Annotated in this window: 23 protein-coding genes; 9 read left to right on the plus strand and 14 right to left on the minus strand. The window is 72.1% G+C overall.

The features are described from left to right. Positions 1 to 125: 125 nt before the first annotated feature. Positions 126 to 1256 carry a UDP-N-acetylglucosamine--N-acetylmuramyl-(pentapeptide) pyrophosphoryl-undecaprenol N-acetylglucosamine transferase gene (locus ABZS69_RS15290; protein ID WP_355371692.1) on the minus strand — a complete coding sequence of 377 codons (1131 nt, stop codon included), beginning with the start codon at positions 1254 to 1256 and terminating at the stop codon, positions 126 to 128. 4 nt (positions 1257 to 1260) lie between these two features. Then, on the minus strand, positions 1261 to 2169 hold the full coding sequence (locus tag ABZS69_RS15295) for a formylglycine-generating enzyme family protein (RefSeq protein ID WP_355371695.1): 909 nt from the start codon (positions 2167 to 2169) through the stop codon (positions 1261 to 1263). A 49-nt stretch (positions 2170 to 2218) separates the two neighbouring features. Here ABZS69_RS15295 and ABZS69_RS15300 point away from each other — a divergent pair, with 49 nt between their 5' ends. From ABZS69_RS15300 to ABZS69_RS15310, 3 genes are read left to right on the plus strand one after another with little or no spacing between them, the layout of a single operon-like run. Next, positions 2219 to 3427, plus strand: coding sequence for a cytochrome P450 (locus ABZS69_RS15300; RefSeq protein WP_355371698.1), 1209 nt, complete (start codon positions 2219 to 2221; stop codon positions 3425 to 3427). A 15-nt stretch (positions 3428 to 3442) separates the two neighbouring features. After that, the gene (locus tag ABZS69_RS15305; RefSeq protein ID WP_355371701.1) at positions 3443 to 4408 is read left to right on the plus strand and encodes a Ppx/GppA phosphatase family protein; all 966 of its coding nucleotides are present in this window, start codon (positions 3443 to 3445) and stop codon (positions 4406 to 4408) included. 58 nt (positions 4409 to 4466) lie between these two features. Beyond that, positions 4467 to 4847: a hypothetical protein gene (locus ABZS69_RS15310; protein ID WP_355371703.1), complete on the plus strand. Its 381-nt coding sequence runs from the start codon at positions 4467 to 4469 to the stop codon at positions 4845 to 4847. Between the two features lie 22 nt (positions 4848 to 4869). Here ABZS69_RS15310 and ABZS69_RS15315 read toward each other — a convergent pair whose 3' ends face one another. Further along, positions 4870 to 5301, minus strand: a complete 432-nt coding sequence (locus tag ABZS69_RS15315; RefSeq protein WP_355371706.1) for an ATP-binding protein — start codon at positions 5299 to 5301, stop codon at positions 4870 to 4872. Between the two features lie 90 nt (positions 5302 to 5391). After that, positions 5392 to 5937: a helix-turn-helix domain-containing protein gene (locus ABZS69_RS15320; RefSeq protein WP_355371709.1), complete on the minus strand. Its 546-nt coding sequence runs from the start codon at positions 5935 to 5937 to the stop codon at positions 5392 to 5394. A gap of 103 nt (positions 5938 to 6040) precedes the next feature. Here ABZS69_RS15320 and ABZS69_RS15325 point away from each other — a divergent pair, with 103 nt between their 5' ends. Continuing rightward, positions 6041 to 7612, plus strand: coding sequence for an MDR family MFS transporter (locus ABZS69_RS15325; RefSeq protein WP_355371712.1), 1572 nt, complete (start codon positions 6041 to 6043; stop codon positions 7610 to 7612). Positions 7613 to 7690: 78 nt separating this feature from the next. Next, a complete protein-coding gene (locus ABZS69_RS15330) occupies positions 7691 to 8635 on the plus strand; it encodes a GNAT family N-acetyltransferase (RefSeq protein ID WP_355371714.1) in 945 nt (314 codons plus the stop codon). 12 nt (positions 8636 to 8647) lie between these two features. Here ABZS69_RS15330 and ABZS69_RS15335 read toward each other — a convergent pair whose 3' ends face one another. The 4 genes from ABZS69_RS15335 to ABZS69_RS15350 are packed head-to-tail and all read right to left on the minus strand — an operon-like array spanning position 8648 to position 13243. Continuing rightward, on the minus strand, positions 8648 to 9925 hold the full coding sequence (locus tag ABZS69_RS15335) for an AAA family ATPase (protein WP_355371716.1): 1278 nt from the start codon (positions 9923 to 9925) through the stop codon (positions 8648 to 8650). After that, positions 9922 to 11349 (minus strand): hypothetical protein, encoded by a 1428-nt coding sequence (locus ABZS69_RS15340; RefSeq protein ID WP_355371719.1) that lies wholly within the window; start codon positions 11347 to 11349, stop codon positions 9922 to 9924. The genes ABZS69_RS15335 and ABZS69_RS15340 overlap by 4 nt, the downstream gene beginning before the upstream one ends. Next, positions 11346 to 12476: a hypothetical protein gene (locus ABZS69_RS15345; RefSeq protein WP_355371721.1), complete on the minus strand. Its 1131-nt coding sequence runs from the start codon at positions 12474 to 12476 to the stop codon at positions 11346 to 11348. Before ABZS69_RS15345 ends, ABZS69_RS15340 begins: the two co-directional genes overlap by 4 nt. Next, positions 12473 to 13243 carry a hypothetical protein gene (locus ABZS69_RS15350; protein ID WP_355371725.1) on the minus strand — a complete coding sequence of 257 codons (771 nt, stop codon included), beginning with the start codon at positions 13241 to 13243 and terminating at the stop codon, positions 12473 to 12475. Before ABZS69_RS15350 ends, ABZS69_RS15345 begins: the two co-directional genes overlap by 4 nt. Before the next feature lie 149 nt (positions 13244 to 13392). On the opposite strand from ABZS69_RS15350, the gene ABZS69_RS15355 reads away from it, so the two are divergent. Both ABZS69_RS15355 and ABZS69_RS15360 read left to right on the plus strand, forming a co-directional pair. Further along, positions 13393 to 13851, plus strand: a complete 459-nt coding sequence (locus tag ABZS69_RS15355; RefSeq protein ID WP_355371728.1) for a hypothetical protein — start codon at positions 13393 to 13395, stop codon at positions 13849 to 13851. Between the two features lie 33 nt (positions 13852 to 13884). Continuing rightward, positions 13885 to 14520, plus strand: a complete 636-nt coding sequence (locus ABZS69_RS15360) for a TetR/AcrR family transcriptional regulator (RefSeq protein ID WP_355371730.1) — start codon at positions 13885 to 13887, stop codon at positions 14518 to 14520. A gap of 16 nt (positions 14521 to 14536) precedes the next feature. On the opposite strand, the gene ABZS69_RS15365 is transcribed toward ABZS69_RS15360, so the two are convergent. Genes ABZS69_RS15365 through ABZS69_RS15375 form a run of 3 tightly spaced genes read right to left on the minus strand, consistent with a single transcriptional unit; the run spans position 14537 to position 17524 of the window. Continuing rightward, positions 14537 to 15490, minus strand: a complete 954-nt coding sequence (locus ABZS69_RS15365) for a phosphotransferase family protein (RefSeq protein WP_355371733.1) — start codon at positions 15488 to 15490, stop codon at positions 14537 to 14539. Continuing rightward, a complete protein-coding gene (locus ABZS69_RS15370; RefSeq protein WP_355371736.1) occupies positions 15487 to 16677 on the minus strand; it encodes an acyl-CoA dehydrogenase family protein in 1191 nt (396 codons plus the stop codon). The genes ABZS69_RS15365 and ABZS69_RS15370 overlap by 4 nt, the downstream gene beginning before the upstream one ends. Before the next feature lie 52 nt (positions 16678 to 16729). After that, on the minus strand, positions 16730 to 17524 hold the full coding sequence (locus ABZS69_RS15375; protein WP_355371739.1) for a CPBP family intramembrane glutamic endopeptidase: 795 nt from the start codon (positions 17522 to 17524) through the stop codon (positions 16730 to 16732). A gap of 61 nt (positions 17525 to 17585) precedes the next feature. Here ABZS69_RS15375 and ABZS69_RS15380 point away from each other — a divergent pair, with 61 nt between their 5' ends. Then, the gene (locus ABZS69_RS15380) at positions 17586 to 17930 is read left to right on the plus strand and encodes a DUF6285 domain-containing protein (protein ID WP_355371742.1); all 345 of its coding nucleotides are present in this window, start codon (positions 17586 to 17588) and stop codon (positions 17928 to 17930) included. A gap of 99 nt (positions 17931 to 18029) precedes the next feature. Here the strand turns inward: ABZS69_RS15380 and mctP are convergent, their stop codons facing one another. The 3 genes from mctP to ABZS69_RS15395 form a co-directional block, all read right to left on the minus strand. Then, a complete protein-coding gene (gene mctP, locus ABZS69_RS15385; protein WP_355371745.1) occupies positions 18030 to 19640 on the minus strand; it encodes a monocarboxylate uptake permease MctP in 1611 nt (536 codons plus the stop codon). Beyond that, positions 19637 to 19846 (minus strand): DUF3311 domain-containing protein, encoded by a 210-nt coding sequence (locus ABZS69_RS15390; RefSeq protein WP_355371747.1) that lies wholly within the window; start codon positions 19844 to 19846, stop codon positions 19637 to 19639. Before ABZS69_RS15390 ends, mctP begins: the two co-directional genes overlap by 4 nt. 536 nt (positions 19847 to 20382) lie before the next feature. Next, a complete protein-coding gene (locus ABZS69_RS15395) occupies positions 20383 to 20931 on the minus strand; it encodes a VOC family protein (RefSeq protein WP_355371750.1) in 549 nt (182 codons plus the stop codon). 78 nt (positions 20932 to 21009) lie between these two features. Here ABZS69_RS15395 and ABZS69_RS15400 point away from each other — a divergent pair, with 78 nt between their 5' ends. Next, on the plus strand, positions 21010 to 21900 hold the full coding sequence (locus ABZS69_RS15400) for an SDR family oxidoreductase (RefSeq protein ID WP_355371752.1): 891 nt from the start codon (positions 21010 to 21012) through the stop codon (positions 21898 to 21900).

Genomic DNA, 21900 nt, shown 5'->3' on the forward strand with positions numbered 1-21900 from the left:
GGAGGAATCTGGCATTCGGCGATATACCAGTATAACTACCTAAACGCGCACGTCATGGCCCCACAGCGCCGATCCCGAAGGACCTCAAAGCGCGGTGGGGCGGCTCAGGAGAGGCGGGGAGCCCGTCAGACGGGGCGGGCGGTCTCCAGAAGGAGGTCGCACAGGGCGTCGGCGGCGTCCACGCGGCCGAGCTTGGCCGACGCCTGGCCCATCGTCTGGCGCAGCCCCGGGTCGGCCAGCAGCGGCATCAGCTCGGCCAGCAGCTGCTCGGCCGACGGATGCGGCTCCAGCAGGGCCCGCGCCGCCCCCGCCTGGACCAGGTAGGCGGCGTTCTTGCGCTGCTCGTCGCCCCCGGTGGGGATCAGGGGGACCAGCACGGCAGGCTTGCCGATGGCCGTCAGCTCCGACACCGTCCCCGCCCCGCTGCGGGAGATCACCACGTCCGCGGCGGCGAACAGGTCGGCCAGCTCCGCGCCGACGTACGGCACCGGATGGTAGCGATCGGCCAGGTCCACGGGCAGCGCGACGGCCCGCAGCTGGTCGATCCACGCGGGCCCGCACTGGTGCACGACCTGCGCGTGCGGCAGCAGCCGCGGCAGGACCTCCGCGATCAGCGTGTTGACCTGCTTGCTGCCCTGCGCGCCGCCCGTCACGTAGATCAGCGGCACCTCGAACGTCAGCCCGAACAGGTCGTACGCCGCCGCCCGGTTGCCCTGCAGCAGCTCGGGCCTGATCGGGTTTCCCGTCACCACGGCCTTGGGCCGCGCGGAGGCGGGCAGGTAGTCCAGCGACGACTCGTGCGACAGCGCGATCCTGGTCGCCAGCCTGGCGAGGATGCGGTTGGCCAGCCCCACGACGGTCGTCTGCTCGTGCATCACCAGCGGCCGGCGGATCAGCTTGGCCGCGACCCCGATGGGCACCGCCACGTACCCTCCGGTCGACAGGACCACGTCCGGCAGGTAGCGGGCCGCGTGCCCCACCGCCTGCAGCACTCCGATCGGGATGCGGAAGACGTCGGCGATATTGGTGCCCAGCTCTTTGAGGTTCGGACGGCGGCGCAGCTTTCCTGTGGTGATGGCCTTGAACGGGATGCCGTGCTCGGAGGTGATCCGCGCCTCCAGGCCGCTGGCCGTGCCCACCCAGAGCACGTCGTGGGGCACCTGGCGCCGCTGGACGGCCGACAGCGTGGTCAGAGCCGGATAGGTGTGACCACCGGTGCCGCCGCCGGTGATCAACAGTCGCAGGGTTCGTGACATGCGATCAGACTAGGGCCGCACAGCGGAAACCCGTGTGCCCGGTGGAGGAGTCAGGCGTGTTGGAGGTGCGGGCGGCCACGCGGTAGCGGTTGCAGTAGGAGTCGTGGCACAGGTACGAGCCGCCGCGGATCACCCTGGCCGTGCCCTGCGCGGGCCCGGCGGGGTCGTCGGCGAACGGCTCCCAGGCCGTGCCCCACCAGTCGGCCGTCCACTCCCAGACGTTGCCGGAGACGTTGTAGAGGCCGTACCCGTTGGGCTGGAACGACTTCACCGGCACCGTCCCCTTGCTCGGCGCCACGGGGAAGCGGCCCTGCCAGATGTTGCACCGCTGCCGCCCCTTGGGCGCCAGTTCGTCGCCCCACGGGTAACGCCTGCGCTCAAGCCCGCCGCGGGCCGCCATCTCCCACTCCGCCTCCGTGGGCAGCCGCTTGCCCGCCCACGTCGCGTACGCGGTCGCGTCGTTCCAGGACACGTGCACGACGGGATGGTTCTGCCGGTCGCCGGCCGACGACCCCGGCCCTTCCGGCGAGCGCCACGACGCGCCCTCGACGCCCGCCCACCAGGGCGCGCCGGGCACGGCGGCGTCCATCACCCCGCCCGTGGCGAACTGGGCGAACACGAACGACCAGCCGATCCGCTCCGCCTCGGTGACGTACCCGGTCTCCTTCACGAACGTGGCGAACTGCGCGTTCGTGACGCACGTCGGATCGATCATGAACGGCTCCAGCCGCACCTCGCGCACCGGCCCCTCGCCGTCCTCGGGCCGCCCGTCGGGGTCGTCGCCCCCCATGAGGAACGTCCCGCCGGGCACGCGCACCATCCCGCGCGGCGCCTCCCGCCGCACGGCGACCACCGGCCGCGCGTCCGGCTCGGCGGCGGCGCCGTCTCGGCTCGGGCCACAGCAAGCGCTCAAAAGTCCCCCAAACGTGTCCACGACATCAAGGAAGGGTAGTCCCTGGAACATGTCCACGATCACGCGGCCGTCCCGGGTCACGCCTGCGGAGGCCCTCGCGCTGGCCGCCACGGTGGCGCTGCCGTCCATCGCGCAGGGCCCCGTGGCCCGCCGCCCGTTCGCGGTGCGCCTGGCGGAGCTGACCGACGCCGACGGCCGGGCGATCCGGCTGCTCGCGCGGCTGCGCGCCGGGCACGGCGACGGGCCGCTGCTGGTACGGCTGCCGGGCGGCCGCTGGGTGATGCTGCCGCTGGCCTCCCGCGACGTGCGCGCGGTGCTCGAGGACCGGGCGTTCACCCCGGCGGCCAGGGGGAAACGCGGCGCGCTCGGCCACTTCCAGCCCGACGGCGTGCTGATCACCCGCGATCCCGACCTGCGCGAGCGCCGGCGCGCCCTGAACGACCAGGTGCTCGGCTCCGGCTTCTGCCACTTCGCCCGGGTCGTCGAGGAGGAGGCCGCCACGCTGCCCCGCTACGGGCTGCTGACCTGGCCGCGCTTCCACGCCATGCACTGGCGGATCGTGCGGCGCGTCGTGCTCGGCGACGGCGCGCGGGACGACGTGATCCTCACCCGGCAGCTCGACCGGCTGCGCGCCGACGCCAACTGGTCGGACCTGCGCGGGCGCCGTACCGACGTGTTCAACGCCTTCCGGCGCCGGCTGGACGGGCACCTGGCGCGGGCCGAGCCGGGCAGCCTGGCCGCCGTGCTGGCCCGCGCGCACGCCGCGCCGGACGTGCACCCCGAGGGGCAGGTGCCGCACTGGCTGTTCGCCTTCGACGGGGCCGCCATGGTCGCCTACCGGGCGCTCGCGCTGGCCGCCGCGCAGCGGGGGCCCGTCGACCTGCGGGCCACCGTGCTGGAGTCGGCGCGGCTCTGGCCCGTCACGATCGACATCGTGCGCGAGGCCGTCGGCCCGACCGAGTGGGACATCCCGGAGGGTACGACCGTGGTCAGCCACAGCCCGTATGTCAACAGGGCCGAGCCCGGCGACACCTACCGGCCCGAGCTGTGGCGCGAGGGCGGCGGCGAGTGGGCGGGGGTGCCGTTCAGCGCCGGGTTCGCGCGCTGCGCGGGGGAGGACCTCGTGCTGTTCACCGCGGCCACGCTTCTGGAGGCGGTCCTGCGTGAGCGGTCAGTCAGAGCGTCCGTGAGCTTGACGGGCGCGCTGCCGGCCATGCTCAACCACTTCCGGCTCCGCTTCGCCGTAAAAGCCACGTAACGGTAGCGTTTTCCCATGCGACTCGGCGTGCTGGACATCGGTTCGAATACCGTCCATTTACTGGTCGTCGACGCCCACAGGGGCGCCCGGCCGATTCCCGCCTACTCCCACAAGGAGGGGCTTCGCCTCACGGAATACCTGGACGAGGACAACCGGCTCGCCGACGAGGGCATTGACCGGCTCGGCGCCTTCGTGGAGGAGGCCGTGCGCCTGGCGGAGGACAAGGGGGTGGAGGACCTGCTGTCCTTCGCCACCTCGGCCGTGCGCGAGGCGGCCAACGGCGAGGCGGTGCTGGCACAGGTCGCCGAGCGCAGCGGCGTGCACATCGAGGTGCTGTCCGGGCGCGACGAGGCCAGGCTGACGTTCCTGGCCGTGCGGCGGTGGCACGGGTGGTCGTCAGGGCGGCTGCTGGTCTTCGACATCGGCGGTGGCTCGCTGGAGATCGCCTCCGGGGTGGACGAGGAGCCCGACGTGGCCGTCTCGCTGCCGCTGGGGGCCGGGCGGCTGACGCGCGACTGGTTCACCGACGATCCGCCCTCCGCCGAGGAGGTGCGCAAGCTGCGCAAGCACGTACGGACCGAGATCGCCCGCACGGTCGGCGACGTCGTCCGGTACGGCGAGGCCGACCGCGCGGTGGCCACGTCCAAGACGTTCAAGCAGCTCGCCAGGATCGGCGGCGCCGCGCCCTCCAGCGACGGCCCGTACGTCTCGCGCCCGCTGTCCAGGCAGGCCATGGCCGACTGGGCGGTCAAGCTGACCACCATGGGGGCCGCCGACCGGGCCCAGCTGCCCGGCGTGTCCGAGGGGCGGGCGGCGCAGCTCGCGGCCGGGGCGCTGGTCGCCGACGCGGCCATGGACCTGTTCGAGGTGGACCGGCTGGAGGTGTGCCCGTGGGCGCTGCGCGAGGGTGTGATACTGCGCCGGCTCGACATCCTGCCGGGACGTTTCGACCAGCGAAGCGGCGGCACCTCAGCAGAGTAAGGTTGATCTATCCCGAAAAATCGGCATAAAGCGCTGGTTGACGGGCATTCTCCGCCGAATGATGGAGGTGCTCGGCACGATCGGCTCCCTCGCCGTCGTGCTCCTGCTCATAGCCCTGTCCGTGCTGACCCTCTCGGTCGTCGTGCTGGTCGTCCTGGGGCTCATGGCCGGCTCCATGGTGGCCGACCGGCGCGGCCTGTGGCGGCGGCTCACCCGGCACGGGCCGCTCGGGCGCGGCCGGGACCCGAGGCTGACGCTCAGGCGCAGCGGGGACGCCGCGCCCGCCCGGCTGCGGGCGAAGCTGAGCGGGAGCACACCCGGGACGCGCCGCCGCTTCCTGCTAGGCGGCTCCCGGCCCGGAGGGCACGGGCGCGGCGGGGACCCGCGCGGTTCGAGGATTCACGGGCCTCGCCCGGTGGAGCGGCAGACCCGGCTTTGAGCGCGCGAACGGCCGGGCCGTGTCACATGGCCATGAGGTACTGCCCGGCCGCCCCCGGCGCGTACCGCAGCCGTTTCTCCAGGCAGACCACCGCGCCGTGCTCCCGCCTGTTGACGAAGCGGATGTCGTCGGCGAGCGCCCGCATGATCAGCAGCCCGCGCCCGTGCTCGGCGCCGGGGGTGGGCTCCATGATCAGGCTCGGGTCGAAACCGTCCCCGTTGTCGATGACCTTGATGATGCACCTGTCATCGAGGACGGACGCGCTGACCGTGTAGTCGTCGCTGGGATCCGCGTGCCTGATCACGTTGGAGCAGGCCTCGGTGAGCATGAGCTCGATGTCATCGCGGATCTGCGGCTCGACGCCGAGTGAACGCAGCGTGCCGTCCAGCATCTTCCTGATCAGGGGGACGCTCGCCGCATCCCTGGGCAGTCGGAGCGCTATCGTGGCCTCCACTGGGGCCTCCTTCTCCCATCTGGATGCGTGTGTCCCTCCTTCCCCCGTTCAGGCGCGCCAATCGTCCCGTCAGCGCTCCGGAGCCCGGAACTACGGCTCCAGCAGGCGCAGGGCGACCTCCAGGGAGGCCTTGGTGACCTCGTCCTCCGAGAGGTCGCCCGACTCGATCATCCATTTCCCGGCGTGTATCGCGAACAGCGCCGTCGCGCGGCTGACGCGCTCGACGGGCGTGGCGCCGGGCTCGTTCAGCTCGGCCACGAGCTCCATCATCCGCTCACGGGTCTTGATGAGCGTCGGATGGTCGCGCAGCGCGGTCTGGTTGCGCTCCAGGAACCTGGCCACCCCGATGTGCTGGGCGCGCAGGATCCCCTCGGCGTAGCGCTCGACCAGCTCGCGGCGCGTCTCCGGCGTCTTCGGCCGGCCCCGGACCCACGCGAGGAGCTCCTCCAGCTCCACCAGCCGGCCCTCGACCAGGCTGGTCACGATGTCGTCCTTCGTCTTGAAGTGGTAGTACAGGGCAGCCTTTGTCACCCCGAGCTCCTCGGCGATCTCACGCAGTGACGTCGCCTCGTAACCCTGCTCGGTGAACAACCTGAGCGCGATCTCCTGGATCCGGGTCCGCGTGTCTTCCCGCACTTCACACCTTTTCGACTTGACGGCCGACAAGTAAGTATCTAGCTTATTCTATGCTTGCCGGACGGCAAGTAAGCAAGATCCAAAATGCAATGGGGGGTGTCTGGTGGCGGAGGCAGTCGGACGGCGCCGCGAGGTCATGGTCGTCCTGCCAGGACTGATGTTAGCCATGGTTCTGGCGATGCTCGACAACATGATCGTGGGCACGGCCATGCCGCGCATCGTCGGGGAGCTCGGCGGTCTGACGCATCTGTCCTGGGTCGTGACGGCGTACGTGCTGGGCACGACCGTATCGACGCCGATCTGGGGCAAGATCGGTGACCTGTACGGACGTAAGACGATCTTCATCATCTCGATCGTCATCTTCATGGCCGGCTCCGCGCTCTGCGGCATGGCGGGCTCGTCGCTGCTCGGCGGGCCGGACGGCGGCATGGGCGAGCTGATCGCGTTCCGCGCTATCCAGGGGCTCGGCGCGGGCGGTCTGATCGTGAACGTCATGGCCATCATCGGCGACCTGGTGCCGCCCCGCGAGCGGGGCCAGTACCAGGGCATCATGGCCGGCGTCATGTCGCTGGCGATGATCGCGGGCCCGCTGGTCGGCGGCTTCATCACCGACCACCTCGACTGGCGCTGGGCCTTCTACGTGAACCTGCCGATCGGCGCGATCGCGCTGGGCATGATTGTGACGCAGCTGCACCTGCCGAAGCTGCGTAACAAGGTGCGCATCGACTGGGCGGGCGCGATCCTGCTGTCCGTCGGCATCACCGCTCTGGTGCTCATCACGACCTGGGGCGGCAACGAGTACGCCTGGGGCTCCTGGCAGATCCTCTCCCTCGTCGCGGTCGCCGTGGTCACGCTGGCGGCGTTCGTCGCGGTCGAGCGCAGGGTCGAGGAGCCGATCATGCCGTTGCAGCTCTTCGCCAACCGCAACTTCACGCTGATCTCGATCATCGGCTTCCTGCTGGGCTTCGCCATGTTCGGCGCGATCAACTTCCTGCCGCTGTTCCAGCAGATGGTGCAGGGCTCCACGGCCACCAACTCCGGCCTGTTGATGCTGCCGATGATGGGCGCCGCGATGGTCGTGTCGCTGTTCGTCGGCAAGGCCATCACCGTCACGGGCAAGTACAAGATCTACCCCGTGCTCGGCGGGATCGGCATGGCCGTGGGCATGTGGCTGCTGTCCACGATGGACGTCGCCACGCCCTCCTGGGTCACCGGGATCTACATCGCCGTGCTCGGCCTCGGCATGGGCTTCCTCATGCAGACCACGATGCTCATCGCGCAGAACAGCGTCGAGCAGAAGGACCTGGGCGTCTCCAGCAGCGCCACCACGTTCTTCAGGTCGATCGGGGGCTCGTTCGGCGTCTCGCTGTTCGGGGCGATCTTCAACAACCACCTCCTGTCGGAGCTGACCGCCCGCTTCGGCGAGCAGGCGGCGGACCGGGTGGCCAAGAGCGGCGGCCGGATGGACCCGAGCGCGGTCGCCCAGATGCCCGCCCAGATGCGCACCGGGCTGCTGGAGTCGCTGGCGATCTCGATCTCCGGCGTCTTCTGGTGGGCCATCGCGTTCGCGGTCGTCGTGCCCGTGCTGGCCGCGTTCGTCAAGGAGATCCCGCTGCGCGGCGGCGCCCCGGCGCCCGCGCCGGACGAGCAGGCCGTCGGCCAGGCGGCCGGCTGAGCGGCCGGCTGAGCGCGCCTCCCGCCTGGTGAGAAAAATGGGAGGCGCGCGGCCGGTGTTTTGTGGACAATCCCCGCTATGCACCACACCCTCGGCCGCCCGCGCGTAGAGGACGCCGCGGCCATCCACGAGCTGATCACGGCCTACGACACCGCGGTGATCGGCGGCCCGGACATGACGCTCGACGACGTCGCCGACGAGCTGGCCGAGCCCGGCTTCGACCGCGACCAGGACGGCTGGCTCGCCCGCGACGCCGGCGGCCGTCTCGACGGCTGGGCCTGGGCGTGCCGCGTCGGCGACAGCGGCACGGTGGACGTCGAGGTGATCGTCCGGCCCGGCGTGACCGGCCTGGACGACCGGCTCTGGCGCCTGGTGACCGGCCGGGCCCGCGAGCTGGCCGCCGAGGCCGGCCACGACGGCGCCACCCTGCACATCGGCGTCTACCGCGCGGACGACGCCAAGCGGGCCGCCGCCGAGGAGCGCGGCTTCGCGCCCGGCACCAGCTTCCACCGCATGCGCATCGACCACCCCATCGACCACGGGGGGCCCGTGGAGCCGCTCGCCCCGCCCGCCGGGCTGACGCTGCAGACGGGGGAGAGCGAGGACGCACGGCGCGATGCCCACCAGGTGCACCAGGAGGGCTTCGCCGAGCACTTCGGGTTCGTGCCGGTCGACTACGACGCGTGGTACGCGCGCCGCCAGGCCCAGTCCACGACCGACTGGGCCCAGCTCACCCTCGCCCGCCTCGACGGCCGCCCCGCCGGGGTGCTGATCGCCAACAACCAGTTCGTCCCGGACGAGGGCTGCGGCTACGTGGCCACGCTCGCGGTCGTCCCGGAGTTCCGCGGCCGGGGCCTGGGGCGCTTCCTGCTCCGCCACGCCTTCGCCGCCGACGCGGCGCGGGGCCGCAAGGGCACGATCCTGCACGTCGACTCCAACAACACCACCCCGGCGCTGGGGCTGTACGAGTCGGCCGGCATGCGCCCCGTCCTGGTCATCGACGTCTGGCAGCAGCACATCTGAGCACCGGCGGTCTCAGACGCGGTGGCGGGCCAGGTGGTCGAGGATCGACTGGTTGGCCTCCCAGCCGTCGGGGAACTTGACCGGCACGCCCAGCTGCACCGGCTCCCCCGACGGGTGGGCGTCCAGGAGCTCGGCGATGCCCGCCCTGGCCACCACGACGCAGGCGTGCCGGTGCCGCGAGGCCAGCACGCACAGCCGCCCCGACTCCAGGTGGAAGGCCGTGGCGTCCCGGCGGCCGGACAGCGGGTGCAGGACGATGGTCACGTCGTACTCGCGCCCCTGCAGGCGGTTGGCCGTGTCCACGGTGATCTCCGCCGGCACCCCGGCGGCCCGGATGGCGGCCACCTGGTCGCGGTGGGCGGCCCCGACCGCGATGCGGTCGGCCGTCACCGGCCGCTCGCCCTGCTCGGAGGAGGCCACGGCGCCGCGCTGCAGCAGCCGCTCGGCCAGCAGGGCCACCGCCAGTACGGCCTCCCCGTCGGTACGCACGGTGTGCCGGTTCGGCAGCTCCAGCAGCGCCCACCCCGACCGGGCCGCCTCCTCCAGCGCCCGGTCGTGCACGGTCCCCATGCCGCCGGTCATCAGCTCCAGCCGCCGATCGCCGTGCGAGGTCCCCGACCGGAACCCGGTGAACGGGTAGAACGCCTGCGACACCACCGGCGCGGCCGAGGCCGGCAGGCGCCACGACACCGGCAGCCGGTGCACCGGGAGGTCCGGGTTGTGGCGCAGCAGCACCGACACCGCGCTCTGCAGCGGGTCCCACGACAGCCCCGACCACCGGTCACCGTCCACGATCGAGAACGGGTCGAGCTGCCCCGGATCGCCCACGAACAGCGCCCGCTCGAAGAGCCCCGCGATCCGCAGCAGCTTGTCCGAGCGCATCTGGTACGCCTCGTCCACGATCGCCCACGGCCACACCCGGCCGCCGATCCAGGCCCACTTGTCGGCGGTCGCGATGACGATGTCCGGATCGCCGAGATCCTGGATGCGGGTGCCGACCCGGACGCCGGGCAGCTCCAGCAGCCGCAGCGGCGGGATGTAGCCGCCGGCCGACAGCCGCCCCACGGTCAGGTGGGGATGCTTGTCGGAGATGCGGGTCACCAGGTCGTCGACCTGCTCGTTCGTCTGGGCGACGATCATCAGGGGCTCGCCGGTCGCCGCGATGTGCGCCGCCGCCCGCACCACCAGCGTGGACTTGCCCGCGCCCGGCGGGGAGTCGACCACGACGCCGCGGTGCCTGGGCAGGTCGGCGAGGACGTTCCTGATGACCTGCTCCGGGCTGTCGGTCACGACCACTCCTCCTGGGCGTCCTCGTCGTCGGGCACGTACTCGTGCGGCGGCCCGCCGTGCGTCCACGGCGTGGCCTCGGAGTCGGGCAGGCTGGGGGAGCCCTGGAAGTCGTCGGTCAGCGAGGTGTAGCAGACGCGCTCGCCGATCTCGGGCACGGCTCCCGGCGCGGCCGTCTTTCCCCGGCCCATGCCCTTGGTGATCTTCAGGGTGACCAGGCCCTCGCCGGCCTCCACGAGCTCGGCGCCCTGGCCGCGGCGCTGCGGGGTGCCCAGGGAGGTGCCGGGCGCCAGGCGTACCGGGTCGTCGGTCTTGATCACCACCAGCGGGCGGAGCTTGCGCGAGCGGCCCTCGCCCTCGGTGTTGTCGGGGACGGTCTCGATCACCTCGCCCGCGAACGCCTCCCCGGTCAGCCGGTACTCGGCCATGACCAGGGGGTCGTCGTAGGCGCGCTGCACCTCGTACGCGGCCTGGGCCCGCTCCATGCGGGACAGCTTGGCCGCGGCGGCGACCGCCCCGTCGCGCCTGGCCTGCGGCGGTGCGCCCTCCGCGACGTGCACCGCCATGCCGCTGAACGAGCCGCGGTCCTGCTCCCACCGCTGCGCGACGCCGGCGCCCGCCTCCAGCCCGGCCAGCAGGTCGACGGCCTGCCACATGAGCCGCCACGTGGGCTCCAGCTGGGTACGCAGCGCCTCGGTGACGCGCTCGGCCGACTCGCTGTCCATCGCCGGCGCCAGCACCTCCGCGTCGAACCCCGGGTCGGTCGCGGGCCCGGCAGGCGGCCAGATCAGCGGGTCCTCGGCCTCGTCGTCCGGCCCCCTGGTGATCCAGGCCAGCAGCGCGGCCAGGTTGGCGTCCTCCAGGGCGCTCTGCCCGCTCGCCCAGTGCCGCCCCAGCTCCTCGGTCGCGGCCAGCATCATCGACGAGCCCGGGTACGCGGCCCGCTCCGCGAAGTACGTCAGCCACCGCCCCAGCAGCGGCACCGACTCGGGCACCGGATAGGGCCCGTCGGCCCGGCGGAAGCGCGTGGAGCGGCCGAGCAGCCTGGTGAAGGCCACCCCGGTCTGGTTGGGCACGATGAGCTGCGGCGCGTCCAGCGCCCGCTCGTAGGGGTCGGCGTTCTTGCGCTCGACCGTCTCGGTGTCGGCCAGGAAGCCCTCGACGTACGGCAGCAGCACCCCGGCCAGCTCGGCGGCCCAGGCGAAGCGCAGGTCGCGGTTGCGCGGCTGGGTCACCACGAGCAGGCGCGGCCGGCGCCTGTCGGTGCCGAGCATGGCGGCCAGCGGGGCGGCGGCCTCGCCCGACAGCTTGAGCGGGATGAACACCATCGGCCGGTCCGACAGATGGCAGTGCCTGACGGTCGCGACCGGCTGCGCGATGCCCTCCTCCAGGGCCCGCAGCCGCGCGAGCGAGGTCAGCAGGCTCACGTGAGGCACTCCCTGCGCAGGCGTTCGGCGTTGCGGAGCAGCCGGGCGATCTCCTCCTGGCCCTCGGCCGGGTCGCGGGAGCCGTCGGCCAGCCCCAGCGCCTCCGCCACCGAGGCCACCCCGCCCAGCTCGTCGCGCACCTGCCGGCCGAGCAGGTCGGAGGCGCCCTCCTGGCGGGCCTCGTCGCGGCAGAAGAAGCACAGGTCGCACGCGGACATGCAGTCGGGAGCGTAGCGGGCGGTCGCCCGGCGCAGCGCGTCGGCCAGCTCGGCGACGGGCCTGGTGGGCCGCCCGTCCTCGCCGGGCCGCAGGTCGAACGTCAGGTCCTCGGGCAGCCCGTCCAGCAGCCGGTCGAGCGAGGTCATCCGGGTGAGCTGGCGGCGCAGCACGGCCAGCTGCTTGCGCACGTCGACGAGGGTCGCCGCGGGCCGGTTGGCGAAGTTCTCCGGGCAGACCAGGACGACGTCGTGCGAGACCTTGCCCGGGTCGTGGCCCAGGTCCTCCAGGAGCGTGCGCAGCGCCAGCACGTACACCGCCGCCTGCCGGGCCGCCGCGGCGACCGCCGCCGGGTCGGCCTGCCCGTCGATCACCGCGAACGACTTGATCTCCACGATGTGGAAGCGGCCGCCGAGCTGGAAGGCCACGACGTCGGGCTCCAGGTAGGCGGTGTGGCCGGCGATCTCCAGGGTGAGCAGCGGGTGATCGTACAGGGTGCCCACGTCCTGGCCCTCGCGGGCCGCGCGGTCGATCAGCGCGCGGGTGTGGGCGTGGCGCAGGTGGGCGCCGACGTTCTCCACGTCGTGGTAGGCGACCTCGGCGACCGGCAGGCGCAGCAGCTCGCGCAGCATCCGCAGCAGCTCCGCGCATCCGTCGGCCTTGACCAGCGCCTCGAACATGTTGCCGCGCGTGATCGCGAACGGCGACTGGCCGAACGGCGCGGGGAAGCCGAGGTGCCGGGCGGCGGCGTCCTTGTCGATGCCGGCGCCGTCGAGCAGGGCCCGGCGGGTGCAGCCGGGGTTGGCGGCCAGGGCCGCGATGGCGCGGGCGTCGTGCGGGCGGGGCGGCGTGGTGCCGCGCAACGCGTCGAGCTTTTTCACGTGGTCGCCTTCGCGCTTCAAGCCGCTCACTTCGCGTTCTCCTTCTTGATCGTGCTCAGCGTAGCGGCGCCGAACAGGCGGGCGGCGTCACCGAGCTGTGCCGCGGCGCGTTCTGCCAGCTCGGCGCGATCCCGCGTGTCGCGGTCGCCGTGCACGCGCAGCTCGGCGCGGGCCGCCTCGATCACCCGGTCCGGGTCGGGCGGGCCCAGCGTGCCGTCGGTGGCGCCGGGGATGTTCCTGGCCATCCGCAGGAGTAACCGGTCTGCCCGCCCGTCCGGCGACTCGTGCGAGGCGACCGCGATGGCGCAGGTCAGGAAGTCGACGCGGGGGCTGAGCGGGCCGACCACGCGCTGCTCCAGCGGCCAGGCGCTGAGCGTGAGCAGCCCGCGGGCGGGGGAGAGGCGGTCGGTCAGCGCGGCGCACAGGTAGTAGGGCCGCCCGTGCGGCGAGGACCGGAACGAGCGCTCCTCGTCCCTGCGCAGGCTGGTGAGCTGGGCGCTGCGGATCGTGCCGCCGAAGAACGCGTCGCTGACGGCCACGACCAGCCGCGGCTGGGCGGAGGCCCCGAGCAGCCGCAGCCCTTGGTGCACCTGCTCGCGCACCGTGACCAGGCGGGGCGGCTCCGGCTTGGGCTGGGCGGGCTCGCCGCTCACGAGGGCGTCCCAGGCGCGCTCCGCGGTGCGCAGCTCGGCGCGCAGGGCGCGGGCCGTGGCGCCGTCCCTGACCCGCATCGCCTTGCGCACACCCGCCCGCAGCTCGTCGATCCGCCGTTCGAGATCGTCCAGCCGGTCACTCATGGCGGCGAGCGTATCAACAGTCCCAGTATTTTCCAGTAATTTCGCGATTTCGAGGCGAACGTGTGATCTACGACGTAAAGGGGGCCGCGCTGCCGGGGGACAGCGGCCTGACGTGCGTAATCGGTGCGGGAGGCGGGGACGAAGGCGGTGTGACCCGTGAGAATCTCCATCTGGTGGGAGCCGCCGCAGGCGTGGCCGCCCTCGTGCCCGTCTACTACCTCACCGAGGCGGCCGCGAGAGCCCTGCGTTCGAGCAACGCCACGTTCGGCCCCGCGCCCGCGGCGCTCGCCTATCTGGCCGCGGTGGCGGTCATCGTCACCCTCCTGACCGCCTGGCCCGCGGCGGCCCTCGGCTGCGGCATCCCGCTGGCGGCGGCGGGGGCCGTGTTCGCCCTCGACGTGAACGCGGCGCTCGGCGTGGCCGGCAGCCTGCCCTGGGCTCGGGAGGGCGGCCTGCCGTGGTCGCAGCCGACCGGCGTGCCCTGGGCCGAGCTGACCGAGCCGCCCGGCACCATGGCCGGGATGACCGGCCTCTACACGATCATCGGCGCGCTGCTGGTGCTCTCGGCGCTGCTGCCCGGCAGGCTGCGGTCGGCCCTGGGCAGGTGAAGGGAGAGATCCGGGGCGTCCTATCCTGGGCGGGTGAGTGGACGGGACCCCGACCGGCGCAGGGCGCTGCTCGACGCGGCCGACCGGGTCATCCTGACCCAGGGCCCTGAGGTCTCGATGGCGGCCATCGCCGCCGAGGCGGGCATCACCAAGCCCATCCTCTACCGCCACTTCGGTGACAAGAGTGGCCTCTACCAGGCGCTGGCCGACCGCCACGTGCGCAAGGTCATCGCCCAGCTCCGCCCCGAGCTCGTCGCCCCCGGTGCCGACCTGCGGGGCAGGGCCAGGGCGACCATCGGCGTCTACCTCGACCTGATCTCGGCCAACCGCAACCTCTACCGGTTCCTGTTCCACCGGGCCAGCGCCGAGGACTCCAGGATCCGCTCCCACATGACCGCGCTCGTGCGGGGCCTGGGCGAGGAGCTCGGCGGCCTGCTGGCCGGCGAGCGCGCGGTGCCCGACCCGGTGCGTGCGCAGGTGCTGGGGCACGCGTTCGTCGGCATGGTGCAGACGACCGGCGACTGGTGGCTGGAGCATCCCGAGGTGGAGCGCGTGCAGGTGGTCGAGGGCCTGGTGGAGGTGATCGCCGCCGCCCTGGTGCCACCGGCCGTCGCCGGCGCGGTCGGTCCCCGGAGCGGGAGAGCCTCCCGCGCCGCCGGGCGCGGCTGAGCACCGTGCCCGCCGGTCACGCCGGGGTGATGGGCTCTCCCCGGAGCATGCGCAGCAGGTCCCACTCGTTCTCGCACACGCGCCGGCCGATCGCGGCCAGCTCCACCGAACGGGCGCCGCCGCGCAGGTGCCGCATGGTCTGCATGACGCAGATGATCCCCCACTTGAGCACGCCGAACGTCTCCCACCAGCGCAGCGCGTCCCGGTCCACCGGGTGGCCGGCGGCGGCCTCGTACGCGCCGATCAGCTCGTCGTAGGCGCCGAAGCCGCCCACCGGCAGCGGCGAGCCGAAGCGCCACGCCTTCACGCAGAGCCACCCGAGGTCTTCGAGGGGGTCGCCGAGGTGGGCGAGCTCCCAGTCGAGCACCGCCCTGATCCCGTCGGGGCCGACGATGAGGTTGCCGTTGCGGAAGTCGCCGTGCACGACCGTGCGCCGTGTGCCGGCGGGGCGGTCGGCGGCCAGCCGGCGCAGCGCCAGCTCGAACACCGGGTGCGGCTCGCCGAGCAGGTCGAGCACGTCCCGCCAGCGCCGCAACGGATCCTCATCCGGATCTTGCGCAAGGCAGGAGGGCGGCATGCGGTGGATCGCGGCCAGAGCCTGCCCGCACTGCGCGGCCAGCCGGGGCCGGGCGGCGGCGTAGGCGTCGTCGCGCAGGATCTTGCGCGGGATGGTCTCGCCGGCCACGCGGGTCATGAGGATGTACGACTCGCCGGCGGCGACGACCGCGGGCACCGGCACCCCGGCGTCGTACGCGGCCCGCATCAGCGTGGCCTCCGACGCCAGGCTGCCGCCCGCCTCCAGCGCGGCCCCGGAGGAGTCGAGCCGCAGGACGAGCTCGTGCCGCTCCTCGCCCGCGACGACGTCGAGGGCCCAGGTCTCGCGGGAGGCCCCGCCGGGCAGCCGGGCGCTGAAGGGCACCGTCGCGCCGGCCCCGAACACCTCGCCGACGATCTCGTGGAGGCGGGTCATCGCAGGCCGAACTCCCAGTTGCCGCCCGCCGCGTACTCGCCCAGGATGCGCCGCCCCACGGCGTCGATGTGCACCTCGTCGGGCCCGTCGTAGATCCGCCCGGCCCGCGCGTGCCGGTACATCCGGTCCAGCGGCGTGTCCGGGGTGAGCCCGGCGGCGCCGTACACCTGGATGGCCCGGTCGATCACGTTGTGCAGCGTGCGCGCCCCCACCACCTTGATCGCGCCGATCTCCACGCGGGCCTGCGAGCCCGCGTCGACGGCCTCGGCGGCGTGGAGCGTGAGCAAGCGGGCGGCCTGGATCTCGGCGTAGGAGTCGAACACGTGCTGGCGCATGAGCTGCTTCCTGGCGAGGGGCTCGCCGAACGCGGTCCGCTCCTGCAGCCGGCGGCACATCAGGTCGAACGCCCGCTGCGCCTGCCCGAGCCAGCGCATGCAGTGGAAGATCCGGCCGGGCCCGAGTCGCTGCTGCGCGATGACGAACCCGTGGCCGCGCGGGCCGAGCAGGTTGGCGGCCGGCACGCGGACGTCCTCGTACCGGACCTCGCAGTGCGCCCCGTCGAGCCCCAGCACGGGCGTCTCGCGGACGATGCGGTAGCCGGGGGTGTCCGTCGGCACGAGGATCATGGAGAATGCCAGGTGCGGCGGCGCGTCCTGCTCGGTCCGGCACATGACGGTCGTGTACGCCGCCCGCGACGCGCCGGTCGTGAACCACTTGTGCCCGTTGATCACCCATTCGTCCCCGTCGAGCACCGCGGACGTCCTGATCTGGGTGGGGTCGCTGCTGGAGATCGCCGGTTCGGTCATGGCGAAGCTGGGCCAGATGTCGCCCCGCACCAGCGGCTCGAGGTAGCGCTCGCGCTGCTCGGGGGAGGCATGCTCGTGCAGCATCAGCGAGTCCTGCAGCGTGAACGTGCCCAGCGCGAGCTGGCCGAACTCGCTGCGCCCCTGCACCTCGTTGACGTAGACGTAGTCGAGGAACGGCAGGCCGCCGCCGCCCAGCTCACGCGGGTGGCCGAGCGCCCACAGGCCCTCCTTCCCGGCCTCGGCCCGCAGCCCGTCCAGGGCGGCCGCGGCCTCGGGCCCGCCCGCGTGCAGCACCGGCTCGGCCGGCTCCACCCGCTCGGTCATGAACGCGTGGACGGCGTCGCGGATCGGCCGGACACTGTCGGGTACGGCGAAGCTCATGTTCCGGATCTCACCCGAAGACAGTTGTCAGGTCAACGGTTTCGGGACTGTTTCAGGGCAGCCAGCTCACGCGCCCGTGCAGGAAGGCGTACCCGACGAAGGCGACGGCGTCGATCAGGGTGTGCGCCACCACCAGCGGCATCGCGCGTCCCCAGCGCTGGTAGAGCCGCCCGAACACCACGCCCATCACGACGTTCCCGATGAATCCCCCGAACCCCTGATACAGGTGGTACGACCCCCGCAGCAGCGCCGACACCGCGACGGCCTTCCACGGCGACCACCCGGCCTGCCCGAGCCGGTGCAGCAGGTACCCGGCGACGAGCACCTCCTCCAGCACCCCGTTCTGCGCCGCCGCGAGCAGCAGCACCGGCACCTGCCACCACACCTGGGGGAGCTGGCCGGCGACGACGGTCAGGTTCACGCCCGCCGCCCACACCGCGAGGTAGAACGCCAGCCCGGTGCCGCCGATCGCGGCCGCCAGCAGCGCCCCGCGCCCCGTGTCGCGGCCCTTCTCCCGGAAGTCCGCGCCGATCGTGCGCAGCGACTCCCCGGAGCGCACCATCAGGTACGCCACCAGCGCGACCGGCGCCACGCTGACCGCGATGTCGGCGAGCTGCAGCGCCAGGTCCAGCCAGGGCCGCCCGGGCGCCATCGACCTGACCAGCACGGCCTGCTGGCCCTTCAGCTGCTCCGGTGCCGTGAGCGCGCCGATGAGGCGGATGAGCGCCAGGAGGCCGCTGGCGCCGAGCGAGACCGCGAACACGACGAACAGCTCGGCCCTGATCAGCCGGGGCGTGAGCGCCGGGGGCGGTCCCAGGGGAGACGCGGTGGGAGACTCTGTGCGCATGGCCGCAGGCTAGCCGTTCTTCGATCGGATGCGAATAAATAGCTACTTGAGGAGAAATCGGATGACATCTGGTCCGCATGACGTGCCCACGGCGGCCCAGCTCGTGGCCGCCGTCCGCGACTTCCTCCAGAGCGACGTGCTCCCGGCCGTGGACGGGCGGGTGCGCTTCCACACGCGGGTGGCGGTCAACGTGCTCGGCATGGTGGAGCGGGAGATCACGCTCGGTCCGGAGCAGGCGCGCGAGCACGCGGCCCGGCTGGCCGGGCTGGGCATGGCCGACGACGCCGAGCTGGCCGCCGCCATCCGCGAGGGCCGCGTCGAGGACGACCACGCCCTCGTCGCAGCCCTGGAGCAGGCCGTACGGGCGAAGCTGGAGGTAGCCAACCCCGACTACCTAGAGGACTGAGGCCACGTGGAGACTGACGGCCACGTGGAGGACCGGTGGCCACGTGGAAGACCGACGGCCCGCCCCGCGCGTGGCGGGACGGGCCGTCAGCCCTGAAGGTCAATGCGAACCGGTCAGGTCCAGATCCTTGACCTTGGGGTCGCCCTCGTCGGCGAAGTAGTCGTCGCGGGCCGTCGCGTCCTCGCCGTCGGCCACCTTGATCGCCCGGAACAGCAGCGTACCCAGCGCCGCCACCACCAGGTTCACGGCCAGCGCCAGGAACCCGGCGTAGATCGTCATCTTGGTGTCGAAGCCCAGGTTCGACAGCGCGAACGCCGAGCCGCCGAAGTGCTCCTGGTGCTTGGCCGGATTCGGGGTGAGGTACAGCATCCACATGCCCGCCGCCAGGCCGGCCGCCCAGCCCGCGATCAGGCCGCCCTTGTGGAACCAGCGCGTGTACAGGCCCAGTGCCACCGACGGGAGCGTCTGCAGGATGATCACGCCGCCGATGAGTTGCAGGTCGATCGAGAACTGCGGGTCGAGCAGCAGGATGCACAGCACCGCGCCCACCTTGACGACCAGCGACACGATCTTGGAGACATTCGCCTCCTGGGCGTCGCTGGCGTCCTTGTTGATGTACTCGCGGTAGACGTTGCGGGTGAACAGGTTGGCCGCCGCGATCGACATGATCGCCGCCGGGACGAGCGCGCCGATGCCGATGGCCGCGTACGCGACGCCCGTGAACCAGTCGGGGAACATCTTGTCGAACAGCAGGGGCACGATCGTGTTGGTGTCGTCCGTGCCCGCCGCGGTTGCCAACGGCTTGATGCCGGCCGCGATGGCCATGAAGCCGAGCAGCGCGATCAGGCCGAGCACGAAGCTGTAGGCGGGCAGCGCCGACATGTTCCGCTTGATGACGTTGCGGCTCTTCGAGGCCAGCACGCCGGTGAGGCTGTGCGGGTAGAGGAACAGCGCCAGCGCCGAGCCGAAGGCCAGCGTCACGTACTGGAGCTGGTTGTTGGCGTTCAGGAGGATGCCGTCGCCCGGTGCCGGGCTGGCGTCGAACTTGGCCTTGGCCGCGTCGAAGATCGAGTCCCAGCCGCCCAGCTTGGCCGGGATGTAGATCACGGCCGCGAGGATCACGATGTAGATCAGCGCGTCCTTCACGAACGCGATCAGCGCGGGCGCTCGCAGGCCCGACTGGTAGGTGTACGCGGCCAGGATCGCGAACGCGATGACGATCGGCAGGTGCCCGGTGATGCCCATCGCCTTCAGCACCGCCTCGATGCCGACGAGCTGGAGCGCGATGTACGGCATCGTCGCCACGAGCCCGGTGATCGCGATCACCAGCGCCAGCGTCGGCGACCCGAAGCGGGCCCGGACGAAGTCGGCGGGGGTGACGAACCCGTGTACGTGCGACACCGACCACATCCGCGCCAGCACCAGGAACACCAGCGGGTACACCACGACCGTGTACGGCAGCGCGTAGAACCCGATCGCGCCGGAGCCGAACACCAGCGCCGGCACCGCCACGAAGGTGTAGGCGGTGTAGAGGTCGCCGCCCACCAGGAACCACGTGATCCAGGACCCGAAGCTGCGCCCGCCGAGCCCCCACTCGTTGAGGCTGGCCAGGTCGTTCGGCCGCCGCCACCGCGCGGCCACGAACCCCATGACGGTGACCAGGAGGAACAGCAGCACGAAGACGACCAGCTCGGTCGTGTGCCCGCTCACTTGGTCATCCTGTAGACGATGGTCGTGGACACGACGCCCACCACGATGAAGGCGAGCTGGAGCCAGTAGAAGAGCGGGAAGCCGAACAGGCGGGGCTCGTCGGCGTTGAACAGGAACGTCAGCAGCGGCAGCACGATGGGCAGGATCAGCAGCCAGTTCCAGGGGCTGCGGTCGGTGCGTGGCTGCCCGGGTTCCCCGGTAGTCATCAACCCTCCGATGAGTGGATCTGGAGCCGGCTGTGACCGGTTCCTGACGGGTAGTCAATGGAGGGAGAGTAGCTTTGCGGTGGTATTAATCCAAATGTCGGCAATATTACGGTTTGGCCTAAAATCTTGAAGCGTTTATGGCCTCGCCACACACGCCACCACAGCAACCATCAGCACCGGCCCGCCACACCCCCCGCGCCCTGATCGCCGAACGGTCCCTTCCCCGCGCCCAACGGTCCCACCGCCGCACTTGGCGCATCACCCGATGACCCCCCGCCCTCCCGCCACCGCTCCGCCGCCGGACCGCCGTGGCGCAGCGCCTTACCGGCGCGCCCACCATCGTGCGCGGCGCCGCGCGTGTGCGGGGGCGGGTCGTCGTAGGACGGTGAGCGCGTCGTCGTGGGCGGCGACGCGCGCCCGCGCTTGGGAGCGCCGCGTCGGCGGGTCGGGGTGCGGCGGAGCCCGGCGCCGTCGACGGTGCCCGGCCCTTCGGGTGCGACGTGCCGCGCCGCCGGGGCGCCGTGCTGGTGGGGGCGTCAGGTGGTGCGGTCGGCGGCGGTTTTGGGGGTGTGGTGGACGTCCCCCGGCTGCCCCACCGCCCGGGTCCAGGCCGCGAACTCCACCAGCACCCCATCGGGATCCTTGAAGTAGATCGACCTGACGAACACCCCGTCGTGCATCTCCGGCGCCACCCCGAACTCGCTGTCGTCGTGGTTGAGCAGCACCCCCACGTCCACCCCCTTGGCCACGAGCCGTTCCCGGTACTCCTCGATCCGCTCCGGCGGCACGTCGAAGGCGATGTGGTTCATCGACCCGACCGCCGACACCAGCTCCCCCCGATCCGGCAGGTTCTTCGGCGCCGACACCCCGGGCACGCCCTCGGGCGCGTCCGGGAACCAGAAGAACGCCAGCGCGTTCCCGCCCCCGCAGTCGAAGAAGAAGTGCTGGCCCCAGCCCATGGGCAGCTCGATCGTCTTGATCAGCGGCATGCCCAGCACGCCCGAGTAGAAGTCGACGGTCTGCTTCATGTCCGAGCAGACCAGTGCGACATGGTTGACCCCGCGCAGCTCGAATTCGCTGTTCATAGTAAATCCGTACTTATCACAGGGTTATGCGAAAAAACATGACACGAGATGTCGGGTATTCGGGGAACGATCGGGCTCATGATTGCTTTGGTGGCGGGGGCGACCCGCGGGACGGGACGCGGCATAGCGGTCGCGCTGGGCGCGGCAGGGGCGACGGTCTACTGCACGGGCAGGAGCACGCGGGAGCGGCGCTCGGAGATGAACCGGCCGGAGACCATCGAGGAGACGGCGGAGCTGGTGACCGCGGCCGGCGGGACGGGCATCGCGGTGCGGGTCGACCACCTGGACTCCGGCCAGGTCGCGGCGCTGGCCGAGCGGGTGGAGCGCGAGCAGGGCCGCCTCGACGTGCTGGTCAACGACGTGTGGGGCGGCGACCACCTCTGGGAGTGGGACACCCCGGTCTGGAAGCACGACATGGACAAGGGGTTCCGGCTGCTCAGGCTGGCGATCGACACGCACATCATCAGCAGCCGCCACCTGCTCCCGCTGCTGATCAGGAACGAGGGCGGCCTGGTCGTCGAGGTCACCGACGGCACCTGGGCCTTCAACGAGACCCGCTACCGCGAGAACGTCTACTACGACCTGGCCAAGGTGTCGGTGAACCGGCTGGCGTTCGCCTGGTCGCGCGAGCTGCGCCCGTACGGGGGGACCGCGGTGGCGGTGACGCCGGGCTTCCTGCGCTCCGAGGCCATGCTGGACAACTTCGGCGTCACCGAGGACAACTGGCGCGAGGCGAAGGTGGACATCAGCTGGATGGTCTCCGAGACCCCCGCGTACGTCGGCAGAGGCGTCGCCGCCCTCGCCGCCGACCCCGACCGGCGGCGCTGGTCGGGCAGGTCGGTCTCCAGCGAGGACCTGGCCGGGGAGTACGGCTTCACGGACGTGGACGGCAGCCGCCCGCGGGTGTGGAGCTTCATCACGGAGGTACGGGAGCCGGGCAAGGACACCGACCCGGCCGAGTACCGCTGA

This window comes from Nonomuraea sp. NPDC005650 (genome assembly GCF_040605375.1).
Taxonomy (GTDB): domain Bacteria; phylum Actinomycetota; class Actinomycetes; order Streptosporangiales; family Streptosporangiaceae; genus Nonomuraea.

Bases quoted from the DNA above. Each gene is read 5' to 3' on its own strand.
- ABZS69_RS15305 (WP_355371701.1), top strand. From the start codon at position 3,443: ATGCGACTCGGCGTGCTGGACATCGGTTCGAATACCGTCCATTTACTG.
- ABZS69_RS15375 (WP_355371739.1), bottom strand. From the start codon at position 17,524: ATGCGCACAGAGTCTCCCACCGCGTCTCCCCTGGGACCGCCCCCGGCG.
- ABZS69_RS15310 (WP_355371703.1), top strand. From the start codon at position 4,467: ATGATGGAGGTGCTCGGCACGATCGGCTCCCTCGCCGTCGTGCTCCTG.
- ABZS69_RS15300 (WP_355371698.1), top strand. From the start codon at position 2,219: ATGTCCACGATCACGCGGCCGTCCCGGGTCACGCCTGCGGAGGCCCTC.
- ABZS69_RS15350 (WP_355371725.1), bottom strand. From the start codon at position 13,243: ATGAGTGACCGGCTGGACGATCTCGAACGGCGGATCGACGAGCTGCGG.
- ABZS69_RS15330 (WP_355371714.1), top strand. From the start codon at position 7,691: ATGCACCACACCCTCGGCCGCCCGCGCGTAGAGGACGCCGCGGCCATC.
- ABZS69_RS15400 (WP_355371752.1), top strand. From the start codon at position 21,010: ATGATTGCTTTGGTGGCGGGGGCGACCCGCGGGACGGGACGCGGCATA.
- ABZS69_RS15370 (WP_355371736.1), bottom strand. From the start codon at position 16,677: ATGAGCTTCGCCGTACCCGACAGTGTCCGGCCGATCCGCGACGCCGTC.
- ABZS69_RS15395 (WP_355371750.1), bottom strand. From the start codon at position 20,931: ATGAACAGCGAATTCGAGCTGCGCGGGGTCAACCATGTCGCACTGGTC.
- ABZS69_RS15290 (WP_355371692.1), bottom strand. From the start codon at position 1,256: ATGTCACGAACCCTGCGACTGTTGATCACCGGCGGCGGCACCGGTGGT.
- ABZS69_RS15365 (WP_355371733.1), bottom strand. From the start codon at position 15,490: ATGACCCGCCTCCACGAGATCGTCGGCGAGGTGTTCGGGGCCGGCGCG.
- ABZS69_RS15380 (WP_355371742.1), top strand. From the start codon at position 17,586: ATGACATCTGGTCCGCATGACGTGCCCACGGCGGCCCAGCTCGTGGCC.
- ABZS69_RS15390 (WP_355371747.1), bottom strand. From the start codon at position 19,846: ATGACTACCGGGGAACCCGGGCAGCCACGCACCGACCGCAGCCCCTGG.